The organism is Sulfurovum sp. UBA12169 (assembly GCA_002742845.1).
Classification (GTDB): Bacteria; Campylobacterota; Campylobacteria; order Campylobacterales; family Sulfurovaceae; genus Sulfurovum.
The window spans coordinates 393,002-405,768 of record DLUH01000001.1 but is presented as its reverse complement, the minus strand read 5'-3'; the positions used below and the strand labels follow the sequence as shown (position 1 = coordinate 405,768).

At 39.8% G+C, this 12,767-nt stretch carries 20 protein-coding genes; 14 read left to right on the top strand and 6 right to left on the bottom strand.

All coding sequences use genetic code 11. From position 1 onward, the window contains the following. Positions 1-3 precede the first annotated feature (3 nt). From CFH81_02130 to CFH81_02085, 10 genes are all read left to right on the top strand, one after another. Complete coding sequence (locus tag CFH81_02130) at positions 4-441, top strand: hypothetical protein (GenBank protein ID DAB41118.1); 438 nt, start codon at positions 4-6, stop codon at positions 439-441. A 20-nt stretch (positions 442-461) separates the two neighbouring features. After that, on the top strand, positions 462-695 hold the full coding sequence (locus tag CFH81_02125) for a hypothetical protein (protein DAB41117.1): 234 nt from the start codon (positions 462-464) through the stop codon (positions 693-695). A gap of 1 nt (position 696) precedes the next feature. Then, a complete protein-coding gene (locus tag CFH81_02120) occupies positions 697-1,761 on the top strand; it encodes a hypothetical protein (protein ID DAB41116.1) in 1,065 nt (354 codons plus the stop codon). 21 nt (positions 1,762-1,782) lie between these two features. Then, positions 1,783-2,118 (top strand): hypothetical protein, encoded by a 336-nt coding sequence (locus tag CFH81_02115; protein DAB41115.1) that lies wholly within the window; start codon positions 1,783-1,785, stop codon positions 2,116-2,118. Positions 2,119-2,402: 284 nt separating this feature from the next. After that, positions 2,403-3,398 (top strand): Retron-type reverse transcriptase, encoded by a 996-nt coding sequence (locus tag CFH81_02110; protein DAB41114.1) that lies wholly within the window; start codon positions 2,403-2,405, stop codon positions 3,396-3,398. Then, entirely contained in the window at positions 3,388-3,645 is a 258-nt protein-coding gene (locus CFH81_02105; GenBank protein DAB41113.1) for a hypothetical protein, read from the top strand. The genes CFH81_02110 and CFH81_02105 overlap by 11 nt, the downstream gene beginning before the upstream one ends. 165 nt (positions 3,646-3,810) lie before the next feature. Then, positions 3,811-4,134: a hypothetical protein gene (locus CFH81_02100; protein DAB41112.1), complete on the top strand. Its 324-nt coding sequence runs from the start codon at positions 3,811-3,813 to the stop codon at positions 4,132-4,134. Next, positions 4,124-4,423, top strand: coding sequence for a hypothetical protein (locus CFH81_02095; protein DAB41111.1), 300 nt, complete (start codon positions 4,124-4,126; stop codon positions 4,421-4,423). Before CFH81_02100 ends, CFH81_02095 begins: the two co-directional genes overlap by 11 nt. Positions 4,424-4,556: 133 nt before the next feature. After that, on the top strand, positions 4,557-4,964 hold the full coding sequence (locus tag CFH81_02090) for a hypothetical protein (GenBank protein DAB41110.1): 408 nt from the start codon (positions 4,557-4,559) through the stop codon (positions 4,962-4,964). Beyond that, positions 4,964-5,263 carry a hypothetical protein gene (locus tag CFH81_02085; protein DAB41109.1) on the top strand — a complete coding sequence of 100 codons (300 nt, stop codon included), beginning with the start codon at positions 4,964-4,966 and terminating at the stop codon, positions 5,261-5,263. Before CFH81_02090 ends, CFH81_02085 begins: the two co-directional genes overlap by 1 nt. A gap of 181 nt (positions 5,264-5,444) precedes the next feature. On the opposite strand, the gene CFH81_02080 is transcribed toward CFH81_02085, so the two are convergent. The 5 genes from CFH81_02080 to CFH81_02060 form a co-directional block, all read right to left on the bottom strand. Then, a complete protein-coding gene (locus tag CFH81_02080; GenBank protein DAB41108.1) occupies positions 5,445-5,837 on the bottom strand; it encodes a hypothetical protein in 393 nt (130 codons plus the stop codon). A gap of 31 nt (positions 5,838-5,868) precedes the next feature. Then, the gene (locus tag CFH81_02075; GenBank protein ID DAB41107.1) at positions 5,869-6,054 is read right to left on the bottom strand and encodes a hypothetical protein; all 186 of its coding nucleotides are present in this window, start codon (positions 6,052-6,054) and stop codon (positions 5,869-5,871) included. A 315-nt stretch (positions 6,055-6,369) separates the two neighbouring features. After that, positions 6,370-6,828 carry a septal ring lytic transglycosylase RlpA family lipoprotein gene (locus CFH81_02070; GenBank protein ID DAB41106.1) on the bottom strand — a complete coding sequence of 153 codons (459 nt, stop codon included), beginning with the start codon at positions 6,826-6,828 and terminating at the stop codon, positions 6,370-6,372. 291 nt (positions 6,829-7,119) lie between these two features. After that, positions 7,120-8,796, bottom strand: a complete 1,677-nt coding sequence (locus CFH81_02065; GenBank protein DAB41105.1) for a hypothetical protein — start codon at positions 8,794-8,796, stop codon at positions 7,120-7,122. Positions 8,797-8,805: 9 nt separating this feature from the next. Continuing rightward, on the bottom strand, positions 8,806-9,183 hold the full coding sequence (locus CFH81_02060; GenBank protein ID DAB41104.1) for a hypothetical protein: 378 nt from the start codon (positions 9,181-9,183) through the stop codon (positions 8,806-8,808). Between the two features lie 175 nt (positions 9,184-9,358). Here CFH81_02060 and CFH81_02055 point away from each other — a divergent pair, with 175 nt between their 5' ends. From CFH81_02055 to CFH81_02040, 4 genes are all read left to right on the top strand, one after another. Further along, entirely contained in the window at positions 9,359-9,793 is a 435-nt protein-coding gene (locus CFH81_02055) for a hypothetical protein (protein ID DAB41103.1), read from the top strand. An 87-nt stretch (positions 9,794-9,880) separates the two neighbouring features. Next, entirely contained in the window at positions 9,881-10,504 is a 624-nt protein-coding gene (locus CFH81_02050; protein DAB41102.1) for a hypothetical protein, read from the top strand. A gap of 282 nt (positions 10,505-10,786) precedes the next feature. Beyond that, the gene (locus CFH81_02045; GenBank protein ID DAB41417.1) at positions 10,787-11,485 is read left to right on the top strand and encodes an ABC transporter; all 699 of its coding nucleotides are present in this window, start codon (positions 10,787-10,789) and stop codon (positions 11,483-11,485) included. Positions 11,486-11,488: 3 nt separating this feature from the next. Continuing rightward, a complete protein-coding gene (locus CFH81_02040) occupies positions 11,489-12,091 on the top strand; it encodes a hypothetical protein (protein DAB41101.1) in 603 nt (200 codons plus the stop codon). Between the two features lie 117 nt (positions 12,092-12,208). On the opposite strand, the gene CFH81_02035 is transcribed toward CFH81_02040, so the two are convergent. Next, positions 12,209-12,685, bottom strand: a complete 477-nt coding sequence (locus tag CFH81_02035) for a hypothetical protein (GenBank protein DAB41100.1) — start codon at positions 12,683-12,685, stop codon at positions 12,209-12,211. Positions 12,686-12,767 lie beyond the last annotated feature (82 nt).

The window sequence follows — 12,767 nt, the reverse complement described above, 5'->3', positions numbered from 1 at the left end:
ATAATGTTTTACGAATTTCATAAAGTAGAAAATGGACAAATCGTAGCAACGATTAGAAGAGGTGGTACATATAATAATGTATCTTATGGAAAGAGAATGTCTGATGAAGAATACCAAGCTATGGGTTGGTATGGAGAAATAAATGAAGTACCTGCTTTATCTCAATATCAAAGGCTCGGAGAATCGAAAACAGTTCTTGACGATGATACAAAAACAGTAATCAAAACATTTGAGGTAATTGACTTTACTTTGGAAGAAAAAATCACATCTGAGCAAGCTGCATTCAGGGCTAAAAGGGATGGGCATCTAAAAGAATGTGATATTGCTATTTTTAAAGCAGAAGACCGTGGCGAAGATACAACAGAATTACGTAAACTGAGGCAATCGTTAAGAGATGCAACAGTCAATTGGGTTATGCCGAATATATCAATATTGTTATAAATCTAAAAAAGGAGAAAAAAATGGCAACATCAAAAATACAAATTCACGACACAACGTACACATTAATACTTGACGGCGAAGGGTTTGCATATGCCGAACAAGAAGTTGAGTATCTGTTTGCAGATATTCAACCAACTGGAGGGGGGATGGTTTTGTCACCTCGGAATCAAATGAATGGGACAACAGGGCAGAAACTTTGGGCTCGATCTGTCGGATTTACTTCAGTTGATGTATTCGTCAACCAGGAGGTGTAGTATGGAATTTGGTTTTAAAAATGATACAAAACAAGACTTCTACAAACAAAACACAAACGCACCACTCCTAGCGAAGCTTACGCCGCACAGCGTATCTGTTCCTACTGGAACAGTTGTGAACGTTGGAGGCAAAATAATAAGGCTTGCGAGCGACTATGTACTCGACCTTGATGTTAATCTTGATACCGGGGCAAAAACTGCAGGTACGGACTACTATATATATGCCCTCACGACAGGCGGGTTTGTGCTAAGTGCAAACAACAGCTACCCTTCCGGATATACCGCTGAAAACAGCAGAAAGATTGGAGGTTTTCACTACGGCCTTACTTTGGAGGATGAGGCGCCGACCGGGAACAAAACAGAAGCAGATATGGTGAAAATAAGGGGCATAAACGCATATAGCTTGTGGGACCTAAAATGGCATCCTGCTGCCAACCCAGAAGGGATGGTGTATATAGCGGGCAGATGGTACGACATATATCTGCTAAATAGCGACCACATCGTCAATGGTACGTCAAAAGCCAGCGCTACTATTGCAGGCGGGGCTACTACCTATGGAAGAGCCATACCCAAAGTGCCGCTTCAATATGGTGGCAACGGCGATACGGTATATGCTGGGTTCAAATGGTTTCATGCAAATGAGATCGCCGCAGCACACGCAAAAGAGCTTATCTCATATGCAGAGTTTATGGCGATTGCTTATGGCGTACAAGAAGGAGCCAGTTCCAGTGCAGTTGACGGCGGACTTGCAAGGGTAGAACATTACGGATTTTTGACGTCTAAATACGGTATCGAACAAGCAGCCGGCACACAATATATATGGGGAAAAGATGTTGCTGGAAACAGAGACGAAGGATCGACGACCTGGGCTTGGCAAAACGTAGCAGAAAACAGAGGACAAATATATGCCACACATGCAAATCATATTACAGCCGTGTCACTTGGGGGCGCCCGCGGCGCTGGCGGCCACGCCGGCTCGCGCGCGTCGGATTGGGACAGCTATGTTTGGTATTCTGATTGGAGCGTTGGCTCCCGTTTCGCCTGTGACCACGTGAAACTTGCTTAGTGAGCGAAAGCGAACGACGATATGAATGAAGAGCAACTTATCATAATAGAAAAATACGATGAGTTTGTGAACTATATATACCCCGTGCTTCAAAATATCCAACGGAAACACGGGGTAGTAAAAGAAAGAGTGATCAATCTTATTTTTGAGCAGGTTGAAATGTTTTATAAAGCATTAAAATCAAACCAGAAAAGCCGTCTGTATGAAGCAGATGCAAATCTGGCAAGCTTGAGATACTATTTGCGGTTTTTGGCAGACAAAAATCGTAAGTTGATCACTCAAAAACAACACCAGGTAGCTTCGATAAGACTTGCCGAGGTTGGAAAAATTTTACATAGTTGGATGAAGGGCAAATGAGACAAACCGTGAAACTTGGGGGCAACCGCGACAATGGCGTCAACGCCGGCTCGCGCACGTCGAATTGGAACAACTATGTTTGGAATTCTGATTGGAACATTGGCTCCCGTTTCGCCTGTGAGCATATAAACAAACTTTGCACTCATGTAACTCAAGGGTTATGTGGTGCGGCCATTAAATTATGGTCAGCTTGTTTGTCCAGCGTAAGCAAATACATTAAGAGGTCTGTCACTGTGGGAGTAGCGCGATCGCGAAAACAACATACAGCATACAAAGGATAGTTGGTGGGACGCAAATATAGAAACCTTTTCAGCGAGATCGTTGATATAGACAATCTTAGAAATGCTTACATAAAAGCAGTGAGGGGCGGAAATAGATATACGGCATCCCACCTTGCCTTTAAAGAGAACCTAGAAGCGAATCTGTACTTGCTTCAACAGAAAATCATTAGCGGTAGCTATATGCACGGACCATATCACACATTCAAAGTATATGAACCAAAAGAGCGAATGATCAGCTCTCTGCCGTTTAGGGATAGGATTGTGCAGCATGCGGTTAATAATATTCTTCAGCCTATTTTTGAGAAGATGTTTTATCCGCATAGCTATGCGTGCAGACCAGGTCGTGGAACCCATAGAGGCGTCAGGGCAGTACAATCGACAATTAGGAAGCTTGAACAAAATGGCACAGTGTATTACCTGAAGATGGACTTCAGTAAGTATTTTCACTCTATCGACAGAGGCATACTGTTTAGTGAGATACAAAAGAAGATAACAGACAAAAGGGCGTTGGAACTTCTAAAGCTTTTTGGTGATGAGAAAGGAGTTGGTATCCCCATAGGAAACCTTCTTAGTCAATTGTTTGCAAACATATATGGTCATATATTTGACAGGTTTATAAAAACAAGACTTAAGGCAAAGTACTATTTTCGGTATATGGACGATACGGTGATCTTATCACATGATAAACAAGGGCTTTATAGGTTTAAAAGAGCATTGTCTCTGTTTTCTCGTATTTTTATGCGCTTAAAATTTAGCAAGTGGTATATCAGTCCAATATCACGGCCATTAAACTTTTTGGGCTACCGGATAACAGCAAGATACAAGCTAATAAGAAAAGACAGTGTGGTGCGTGCAAAGCGAAAAATAAAGCTTTACAAGCGAAAAAATGACATAAAAAAGCTAAAGCTATTCCTTGCGTCTTGGGGCGGACACATAAGAAGCGCGGATAGTTTTAACCTAAAAAATTACATCAAAAAGGAGGTTTTATATGCGAGGTGAATTTTCTGTAGAAAAAGTACGAACGAGAGAGGATTATGAGGCGCTGATTTACACGGACAAACAAATTTTTAGAGAGCTGCTTGCCGGCACAATAGCAAAACAGCGAGACATCGCCGTATATCCCAATGAATACAGTTGGGAACTGCAAGAAGGCGACGAAGGGCATATTGCCCCTATCTTGGAAGACTACGAAGATCTAACCGTCATTGAACGATTTGGATTTACGAAAGAAGAGGTGGTAAGATGAAAGAAGGATTACAATCTTTGCCGCCCGTACTTAGGGAAAAAAGAACAAAGTGCATCGTTTACACCAGAGTGATGGGGTATCACAGGCCCGTTGAGAGTTTCAACATCGGGAAAAAAGGCGAACATCAAGAGAGACAGTTTTTTAAAGAAAAATAAGGGGGGGGGAATGAACTTGCAGGGGTTGATAACTTTTGCGGTAACTATCGGAACTGTATTTGTAGGTGTTGTGATGTACGTTGCTTATACGCGGTTCCGTACCGACGCTGGGAATGAAGACATAAAAGTCATCAAGAGGGAGGTGCATGAAACCCGTCAAGAGCTCACAAAGATAAAAGAGATGATTGAAGGGAAAGTGTCGTGGAATGAAGCGAAGGTTACATTCGTGTCTATCGAAAAGCATGATGGACTTAGGGACCTCATTACTGAAAAGTTCAATAATTTAGAGCATGTTGTTAAATTATATTTTGAAAGAGGAAAAAATGAAAAATAATATTGTAAGGCTGAGTGTTGATGTTTTCTCAGTTTTTGTTTTTGGCATAGTGGCATATTTTATATTTACTGGCAACGCAATGGCAGACAGCAACCCTCTAAGCTTTCTGGTATTAATACCGATGAAAATGAGTATGGCTATAGTTCATTGGTTTTTATTTAGAAAAGCGATTCAGTACTGGGTTGGCCCGGTTGATTGGACAGTAAACGTGAAGGATATGAATGCGAATACGATTTTTGCTCTTGTCAGTTTTGTTATGTTTGTTTTTGCATACACAAGCTATAGCTGATAGCTGCCGGCCATACGCTCCTTATCTTAAAAAGTACAGTGCAGAGCTAATAGCACATGATTTCCCGTATGTATATCTTGTAGCGCAGGTCCACAAGGAGTCAAACTGTCGGTTTGTCATATCTTATGACGGTGTGGGGAGTGAAAGCCCGGCGCAAATCACGTGGAAGTGGTGGAGCGGATATCTAAAAGCATACGGCGTATACAACCTCAAGACGATACCGAACTTTACAAAAGCGCAGGTGCTGATTATGAAGAGGATGATTGAGAAGGCGTATGCCGCCGGCAATAAAAAGCTTTGGATACCGTTTCAGGCTTATAACGGCGGGTGGCTTGTGCTTAAGGAGATAGAGCGTTCCGGGGGGTCGCTTGAGCAGTCAACCGTAAAGAAGTACTGCCGAAGAAAAACGATCAGATTCAAAAATGGCCAGACGCGCAGCGCATGTGACATCAACTATGAGTACCCGGTTAAGATAGAAAAATTTTCTATAAGTATCTATCATGATATGAAAGAAAAAACGACAACGTGGGAGATGTGGTAATGCTAAGCTTGAACATAAAAGACTATATAATCGCGGCGCTCACAATTATGCTTGTCTCTATGGGTATATTTATGTGGATTAAATGTGGCGAGTATGAGGCAGAAATTATAACATTTAAGGTTGGGTCTGAATCGCAGAAAAGAGCATATGACAGCAGCATTAAAGTTTACGAGAACGCTATAGATGATACAGGGAAATTTCTTGTACACAAGCTAGATGAAATTGAAAAACTTAAAAGGGGTGCAAATGAAACAGAGTGTGATGCTGCTTTCCGTTTTCTTGATAAGTATGGCGATTAGCGGGTGCGGCCAAAAGGTGTTTGTTTCTTGCCGAACACCTTTTGTTGCACGACCATTATATGATCATTCTGAAAAACAAAGTAGGTCTGAAAGGATGAAACAGCATTTGTCAAATTGCACGAAGAAAGACGCATACATTATGCAGCTTGAAGCAGCGAATATGGTATGCAAATAATGCGTTTTAATGACGAAGCGCTCCCGACTCTTCCGCATCTCTCAAAATAAGTTTTTGGATATATGCACTTCTGTTACCTCCAAAAAGCTCTTTCGCTCTTTGGTCTCCTATGTCTAGCGCAGAAGAGCAGATAGTGATATTTATACGTCTCAACTTTTCTACTTTTGGGTTTATGATTTGAGGAATAGCCCCATCTTCTCTAATTCCAGCTGCTTCAAGCTCTTCAAGTGTTCGACAGGCAGGTAGTTTTTCCAAATCTTCACAATACAGTTCTGCAGCCTCGGTAATATGCAGTACTACGTCTTTGAATGTTTCTCCAAAGCTAGATGTATAGTTCAGATCAGGGATAGTTGCAACATAGTTTCCGTCTTCTTTGTGAATAAATGCAATATATTCCATTTTTTTTCCTTTAACTTTTTTGATGTATCAATCAGCGGAGGGGTACTCCGCTTTGCTTTTCTATACTCTTCAGGGTCCCTTTCGGTATATCTTTTGTTCCGTGCACCGGAACTATTACCGTTTTTTCACCCTTTGTGAGTTTTTTGTGTGAACCTTTTTGGGAAACCTCTTTGAAGCCTTCTTTTAAAAGAATCTTTAGGACTTCTTTTGCGTCCATCCGCCGTACCTCCTTATATATACACATTATACACACTATTTACTTAATAAATACTTACACACCGTGTGTAATTATATTTTTGTGATTGTTTTTAAATATGTAAATTTTTTTATATATTAATTTGTGGCTAAAAAAGTGGCTAAAAATTTAAATAAATTCAAATATATCCAGTTAAACAGGGGATTGTTTTGATTGTTATATTCCCTCACTGTCCGCCACCTACTATTTTAAATCCCTAAAACACGAACTTTGTTACGTTCAAAATGGCTACCGTGCCCAAAGTGTGCCCAAAAATGTTCATTTGCGGCAGTTTTGTTACAACTCTTCGAGTTTCTCCACTTTAACTTTCGCAATACCTGCGCGAATCATTCCTATCTTGCGGGCAGCGGCAAGTGAGAGATCAACTACTCTTCCTTTGCTGTGAGGTCCTCTGTCGTTGACTTTGGCTATTACGCTTTTTCCGTTTTGAAGCATAGTGACACGTATCATCGTTCCAAAAGGCAATGTACGGTGTGCTGCTGTATGGAGGCTGAGATTGCATACTTCACCGCTTGCCGTGCGCCTTCCATTCATGCACGTGGCATAATAAGAAGCATTGCCAATTTCAATTTTTGCTTTTTCGTCAATACGATAATCCTTTTCGTCATAAGCAATTGCCTCCAAAGAATCTTTGGCTATGACCGGTTTTGCATGGGGTTTAGGTGACTGACTGCAGCCTGCAAAAAAAAGAGACACAGAGCACAAAATGGCAAACCAATGGATGAGTTTATACATATTTTTCCTTTTTATTTTAACGATTTGCTTATGCGAATGAGTTTTATTTTCCTATTTTACCCAAAATAGACTTTTTGGAAATCAAAGAGACCTGCAATGTTTGTTGGCCTGATTGGTATATGAGAATCAAAGGATTAAAATGAATAAACATAATTTCATAAGTATGATTTTGCAAAACCAAACAGGTATTATAAATTTTCTGATTCTCAAACGGTTTTTAAGCTGATTTTTTGCCCAAAAATATTGATCGCATCTTGAGGGAGCATCATAATATGGGGGATGGCTATGGCATTAAAGTGCTATCTTGCGGTTTGTAAAAGGAAAATATATCGACTTTTCTTCAACGCCGTGAAGCACATAGTAGAGCTCGTGATGATGGTTGACGATGGTCATAAAACGTTTTAGACAGGACGGAATAGTGGCAATCAGCAAATGATCGTTGGGTTGTAAAAATGTTGTGTTCTCTGGCAGCAAAATAAATTCACCATTTTCGCGTTTGATCCCCAGTACAGCTAATTCCAAATCCATACCGTCACGGTAAGGGTTGTCTATAAGTTGACCTAACTTAACGGGCATATGGGTTAAAAATGCAGAGAGGGCATACATGGTGTTGGGATTTACTGCAAGCTCCAACAGAGCAGGGCGTTTGTTGACACGATTGGTGATATATTCTAGGGTATGGATGAGTTTTTCTTTTTCAAACGAAGAGATGGTGTCGATAAAATCAAAGGTCATCGGACGATCGATGTAGTTGTATGCATCCAGGGCAGCAATTTGGTCGATCATAAAGATCTTATCGGCACGTAAATGAGAAAATAAGCTTCTTTCTTCAAGTTCATTCTCTCTCACAATGACAAAAATATCAGGTTTAAGTGCACGAGCAGTTGCGATGATGGAAAGGTTGATCGCATCATCATTGGTTCCTGCGATAATGCACGAAGCATTCATGATGCCCGCTTCAAGAAAAAATTCTTGGTCGGAAACCACTTTTTCATGAATTTTTTTATTGACATCCAAGAAGATATAGTCAATGTGATTTTTATCTAGGGTTTTTTTAAGCGTCTTTCCAAAGCGTCCGCCTGAGCAGACGATATATTTTCCCGTAGGCAGGATATCGGTTTTGCTGACATGAAGATTTCCTCCTTGTGTCCAGCTAAAAAGATTAAAAAGATAGGGCGATTTTAGGGCAAAATCAATCCGGCGGGCGATAATAGAAAAGATATCAATCACATGGTTTACACCGATATTGGTAAGGTTTTCTCCTCCCTGTCTCAATCCCGAGCGTGCAATAATTTTGAGATTTTTATTTAAAATGCGCGCACGTACGGAGATTTTAAGATTAATTTGGTCATCGTCAAAGAGAGTAATTAGGTATTTGCAGTGGGGCGAGAGCACTCCTGCGGATTTCAATACATCCGTCGAAGAAGCATCTGCAATGACCGCAGGAATAGACGGCATATAAAGTTCACTCTTGAGCGCTTCGATTTTTTCGGCATTTTTGTCTATGACGATGATGCGGTAAAGATTGTCTTCATTGAGCTTATCGATAAGAAGTTTTCCTGCATCCGTATAGCCGCAAATAATGATAAAATCTTGTTTTAAATTCCGTACTTTTCGTCTAAAAGTGTTCATTCTGATAGCATAAATAAACGCTTTGTCTTGGAAAAGAGCGATAATCGATCCAAGCGCATAAAGCCAGGCAGGAACAGTTGCGTAAACTGTGACAAGCATTACTAGCCGCTGCGGATAGGTAAACGCGTAGGGAATTTCTCCAAAACCGATAGTGGTTGCCGTGTAGGCCACCACATACATTGCATCAAAAAAACTAAAGTAATAAGGATTGCCATCACCATCTGCACCCGGAATCAGAGTCAGAAGAAGCACAGGAACAGCATGTGCAAGATTCAAAATAATAAGCGGTATTCTTAATTTTCTTAGAATGAGCCAAATGGAAGATTCGTGATGCATGTAAACCTTTTATCGCTTCAAAAGGAGTGTTTCGCCGATAAATAATGCCACAGATATAACATTAGCTATCAAAGCACCTGCAGCCAAAGATACCACTATAGAAAAGAGATCCGCAGTCATAGTGCCCGTCATATTGATAATCCCCCAAACGGCAGCAGCGGCAATCAATTGCAGGTCCGCGACAAAACTTGTGGCAAGCAGAACCGATCCTGTTTGTGTTTTGTCGCCCAGTTTCATAATGGTGGCAATAAAATTAACCGCGATTGCAGCATAAAGCTCATATACGCTGTGATGATTGATCACATCGATCTCTCCATAGACGAAACCAAAGTTTAGCGTAAGTGATAAGATGATAAAAAAACCTGAAATCACTTTTTCTGAATTCATATATTCTTTCTCCTTCAAATGTAAAATATGATTATAGTTGGTTTGAAGTTAGTTATGATTTAAAAACAACTATTAAAGTAAATAAAGTTTTATTTGCTGCCAGTTTTTGCACGCATTTCACAAAAACTACACTTTTGCGGTGTAATATAAGGTATATTATTAAAAAGGATTTAATATGAAAAAAATAAACTTTAAAAAGTGGGGAATGGCAGGGGTTGTATGCGGCATGCTGTTGACAGGCGGAACCACTAAAACATTTGCTGCGCCCCCGTATCCTCTTGAAGCAGTGGTGATAGATATTATTACCGGTGCATTTGACAGACCCTATTATGATCAGCCTTATTATTTTTACAATGGAAGATATTATTATGGCGGAGTATGGCGTAACGGACATTATTATTATAAAGGCCGCAAATTAAGACACGGACGTTTTTATCGACACGGACGCTTTTATAGAGACAGACGCTATTATAATCACGGTCACCGGTTTGACAAAAGAGACTACAGAAGAGACCGCGACAGAAGGGATTTTAAAAAAGACTATAGAGACAGAGACAGAAAGGATTTAAAAAAAGACTATAGAGACAGAGACAGAAAGGATCGCCACTAGGATAAGTTCTTGTCTTTTAAAAATACCAATGGTAATCTTTTAAGAGAGTAGGTATATAATAACGCTCAAACAAAACAAGGAAAAACAATGAAAAAAATTACAGTTTCAATCCTGGCAGCAGTGGCGATGAATGCCTTTGCATTCGCAGGCGGAGATATCGCTCCGGTAGAGCCTGAAGTAACAGTTCCCGAAGTAGTAGAGCCTGCTCCGTTCCCGGGTGCGTTTTATGTAGGTTTAGGATATGCCTACATGAATATGAATATTGATGAAATTCAGCGTGAAGAAGCTGATATTTCTGCGCATTCAGCATTATTGCTGGCGGGCTACAAATATAACCAATATCTTGGACTTGAAGCAAGATATACAATGAATATCGGTGACCCTGAGTTTGACGGGTATGGGGAAGATGATGATCTGGACGGCGATTTTACAAATGCCGCTATCTATCTTAAGGGGATGTATCCGTTCAAGGATATCAATGTGTATGCATTGCTTGGATACGGGCAGGTAGCACTTGATACGACAGAGTTTGGAGACTTTTCTGAATCAGGATTCCAGTGGGGGCTAGGTGCAGACTACGCTATCACTGAAACTATCGCCGTATTTGCAGATTATACGAGACTCTATGATGATACAGGCTTTGACGGGGCTTTCGAAGGTCAAGATGTAGTGGTTGATTCTATCAATTTAGGCGTGACTTATACTTTTTAAGTTATGATTTTTGAGCGGCCGGATACCTATCGGGCCGCTCCTTCTTGCTTCAAACGATAAGATATCGTTATGTATTATTAAGTATTTTTACTATAAACTTCTTCAAGAATTTTAATCAAATGAGCCAGAGAACATAAATTTTTTGTATTTGGCGGGGATGATTAGGGGTAAAAGAAAGGCAGAGGCTTGAAGTCTTTTTATTTTGTTGTACTTTTTATTTTTGCTGCAGGTTGTACAGAATGTAATGCAAAATCACTTGAGAAGCAGAGTGAGGACAGGCTTATTTTTAATCAAAAAGAAAACGATAGCACAGAAAGCGAATTGGAAGATTTTGCCGATGAGTTTAAAACAGAAGAGGTGAATGATCCTTTTGCCGGCTACAATAAAGCCATGACACGTTTTAATGACAGTGTATATGAGCATGCACTCAAGCCTGTTGCAAACGGCTACAATCATACAGTGCCTCTTTGGGCACAAGAGAGTGTAAGAAATTTTTTCAATAACATTTACTTTCCCGTGAGATTTGTAAACAGTGTAGTGCAAGGGAAATTTTCCGGCGCCATCGAAGAGACGCAACGGTTTGTCATCAATAGTACCATGGGTATATTGGGGCTTTTTGATCCTGCAAAGAGTTATTTTAAGATTAACGCGCATGAAGAGGATTTTGGCCAGACGCTTGGATATTACGGTGTTGAAGGCGGGCCGCATATCGTTCTGCCGCTTCTTGGACCTTCAAATCTCAGAGATACGATAAGCCTTTATCCCGACGCACTTTTGAGCCCTCTTGATTATACAGAGCGGAGCTACCCGACACTGACGGATACATGGGCTGAATTTGTATCTGCAAAATCACTCGAAGAGGTCAATCGTGTTTCGCTTGATATGGAAAATTACGAAAAAATGAAAAAAGATGCAGTGGATTTGTATCCTTATCTAAGAGATGCCTATGAGCAGTATAGAAAAAAACAGATCGAGGAATAAAGTATGAGAAATATGTATAAAAAAATTTTATTATTGTTTTTATTTTTGTTGTCAGCGCAAAATGCTGCAGCAAATGAGCAGATACAGCTACAAAACCGTTTTTTAAAAAAAATAGATGAAGTAGTGTTGATCGTAGAAGATAAAAAACTTTCCAAGGATGCAAGAAATGGCAAAATCGTTAAAGCGTTGACACCGATGTTTGATTTTGAACTAATGGCGAAACTGAGCCTCGGCAATGCATGGAGAGAGCTTTCGGCAAAAGATGCAAAAAAATTTGTTGATCTTTACGTAGAAAGAATGAAAAATTCATACTCTGCAAAGATCGATGCCTATGAGGGCGAAAAGGTAAAGATTAAAAAAATTCAGCAGCCGAAATCTGATAGAATCGCTTTTGTAACAGATTTGACCGGCAAAGAAAACAGACTTGAAATTGTTTATAAGTTCTATAAACCTAAAACAAAAATAGCCGATAAAGAAGAATGGCTTATTTATGATGTAGAAATTTTGGGTGTAAGTATTTTGAAAACAGATAGAGCCCAATTTAGGGAATTTTTGCAAACCAAAAGCATAAATGAACTCATGAATGCTTTATCTAAACAGCTGTAGATTTAAAGTTGATTGCATCTTAAAAAAACGTCCGATGCAACAACTCTTCACCGCTCTTGCTTTCTCTTGGATGCTTTAAAGAGATGTCTATCCAGACGCTCAAACCGTTTTAACGGCTTAAAATATGGAGGTTAATTTGAAGAAAATTTCATTAATTTCCTTTACTGCTTTTTGAGTCAATTTATCTGCTTCTATTTTGGATTCTTGGTATTTACTAGAAAGTCTTTTTTGTGTCTCTTCCCATATGTCTTCACTTTCCATTTTTGCCAGATGTGCTCTAAGGGCAGCAATATCCAGTTCGTGCTGCGCTTTTTTTGAAATTTTAAGAGCGAACTCTTCTGTGCTTTTCTTAACTTTCTCGGCTTTATCTCGTGCTTCCATCATGCTTAAATGCGCTTGAAGTTCTGATTTGTTCTCAAATTCTACAGCGGTATCTTTGAGTTTATCTTTTATTTTTAAAAAACGGCTTTTTAGGTCGTTCCAAAATTCACCCGTCTCTTCTGTAAAATCCTTACTTGCACCTTCTATTTTTTCTTCCATCTTTTCAAGTGATGTTATGGACTGCTCTATTAACTCTTTCAATTCTTTTTTCATGGACCGCACCTTTTTTATTTTGTATTATAACATTTTTGACGTCAAATGATTGAGTTTGACGTCAAAAATAAGAGCATCTTAT

Excerpts from the sequence above, each read along its gene's own strand:
- CFH81_02130 (DAB41118.1), top strand. The coding sequence starts at position 4 with ATGTTTTACGAATTTCATAAAGTAGAAAATGGACAAATCGTAGCAACG.
- CFH81_02125 (DAB41117.1), top strand. The coding sequence starts at position 462 with ATGGCAACATCAAAAATACAAATTCACGACACAACGTACACATTAATA.
- CFH81_02120 (DAB41116.1), top strand. The coding sequence starts at position 697 with ATGGAATTTGGTTTTAAAAATGATACAAAACAAGACTTCTACAAACAA.
- CFH81_02115 (DAB41115.1), top strand. The coding sequence starts at position 1,783 with ATGAATGAAGAGCAACTTATCATAATAGAAAAATACGATGAGTTTGTG.
- CFH81_02105 (DAB41113.1), top strand. The coding sequence starts at position 3,388 with ATGCGAGGTGAATTTTCTGTAGAAAAAGTACGAACGAGAGAGGATTAT.
- CFH81_02100 (DAB41112.1), top strand. The coding sequence starts at position 3,811 with ATGAACTTGCAGGGGTTGATAACTTTTGCGGTAACTATCGGAACTGTA.
- CFH81_02095 (DAB41111.1), top strand. The coding sequence starts at position 4,124 with ATGAAAAATAATATTGTAAGGCTGAGTGTTGATGTTTTCTCAGTTTTT.
- CFH81_02085 (DAB41109.1), top strand. The coding sequence starts at position 4,964 with ATGCTAAGCTTGAACATAAAAGACTATATAATCGCGGCGCTCACAATT.
- CFH81_02080 (DAB41108.1), bottom strand. The coding sequence starts at position 5,837 with ATGGAATATATTGCATTTATTCACAAAGAAGACGGAAACTATGTTGCA.
- CFH81_02075 (DAB41107.1), bottom strand. The coding sequence starts at position 6,054 with ATGGACGCAAAAGAAGTCCTAAAGATTCTTTTAAAAGAAGGCTTCAAA.
- CFH81_02070 (DAB41106.1), bottom strand. The coding sequence starts at position 6,828 with ATGTATAAACTCATCCATTGGTTTGCCATTTTGTGCTCTGTGTCTCTT.
- CFH81_02065 (DAB41105.1), bottom strand. The coding sequence starts at position 8,796 with ATGCATCACGAATCTTCCATTTGGCTCATTCTAAGAAAATTAAGAATA.
- CFH81_02060 (DAB41104.1), bottom strand. The coding sequence starts at position 9,183 with ATGAATTCAGAAAAAGTGATTTCAGGTTTTTTTATCATCTTATCACTT.
- CFH81_02055 (DAB41103.1), top strand. The coding sequence starts at position 9,359 with ATGAAAAAAATAAACTTTAAAAAGTGGGGAATGGCAGGGGTTGTATGC.
- CFH81_02050 (DAB41102.1), top strand. The coding sequence starts at position 9,881 with ATGAAAAAAATTACAGTTTCAATCCTGGCAGCAGTGGCGATGAATGCC.
- CFH81_02040 (DAB41101.1), top strand. The coding sequence starts at position 11,489 with ATGAGAAATATGTATAAAAAAATTTTATTATTGTTTTTATTTTTGTTG.
- CFH81_02035 (DAB41100.1), bottom strand. The coding sequence starts at position 12,685 with ATGAAAAAAGAATTGAAAGAGTTAATAGAGCAGTCCATAACATCACTT.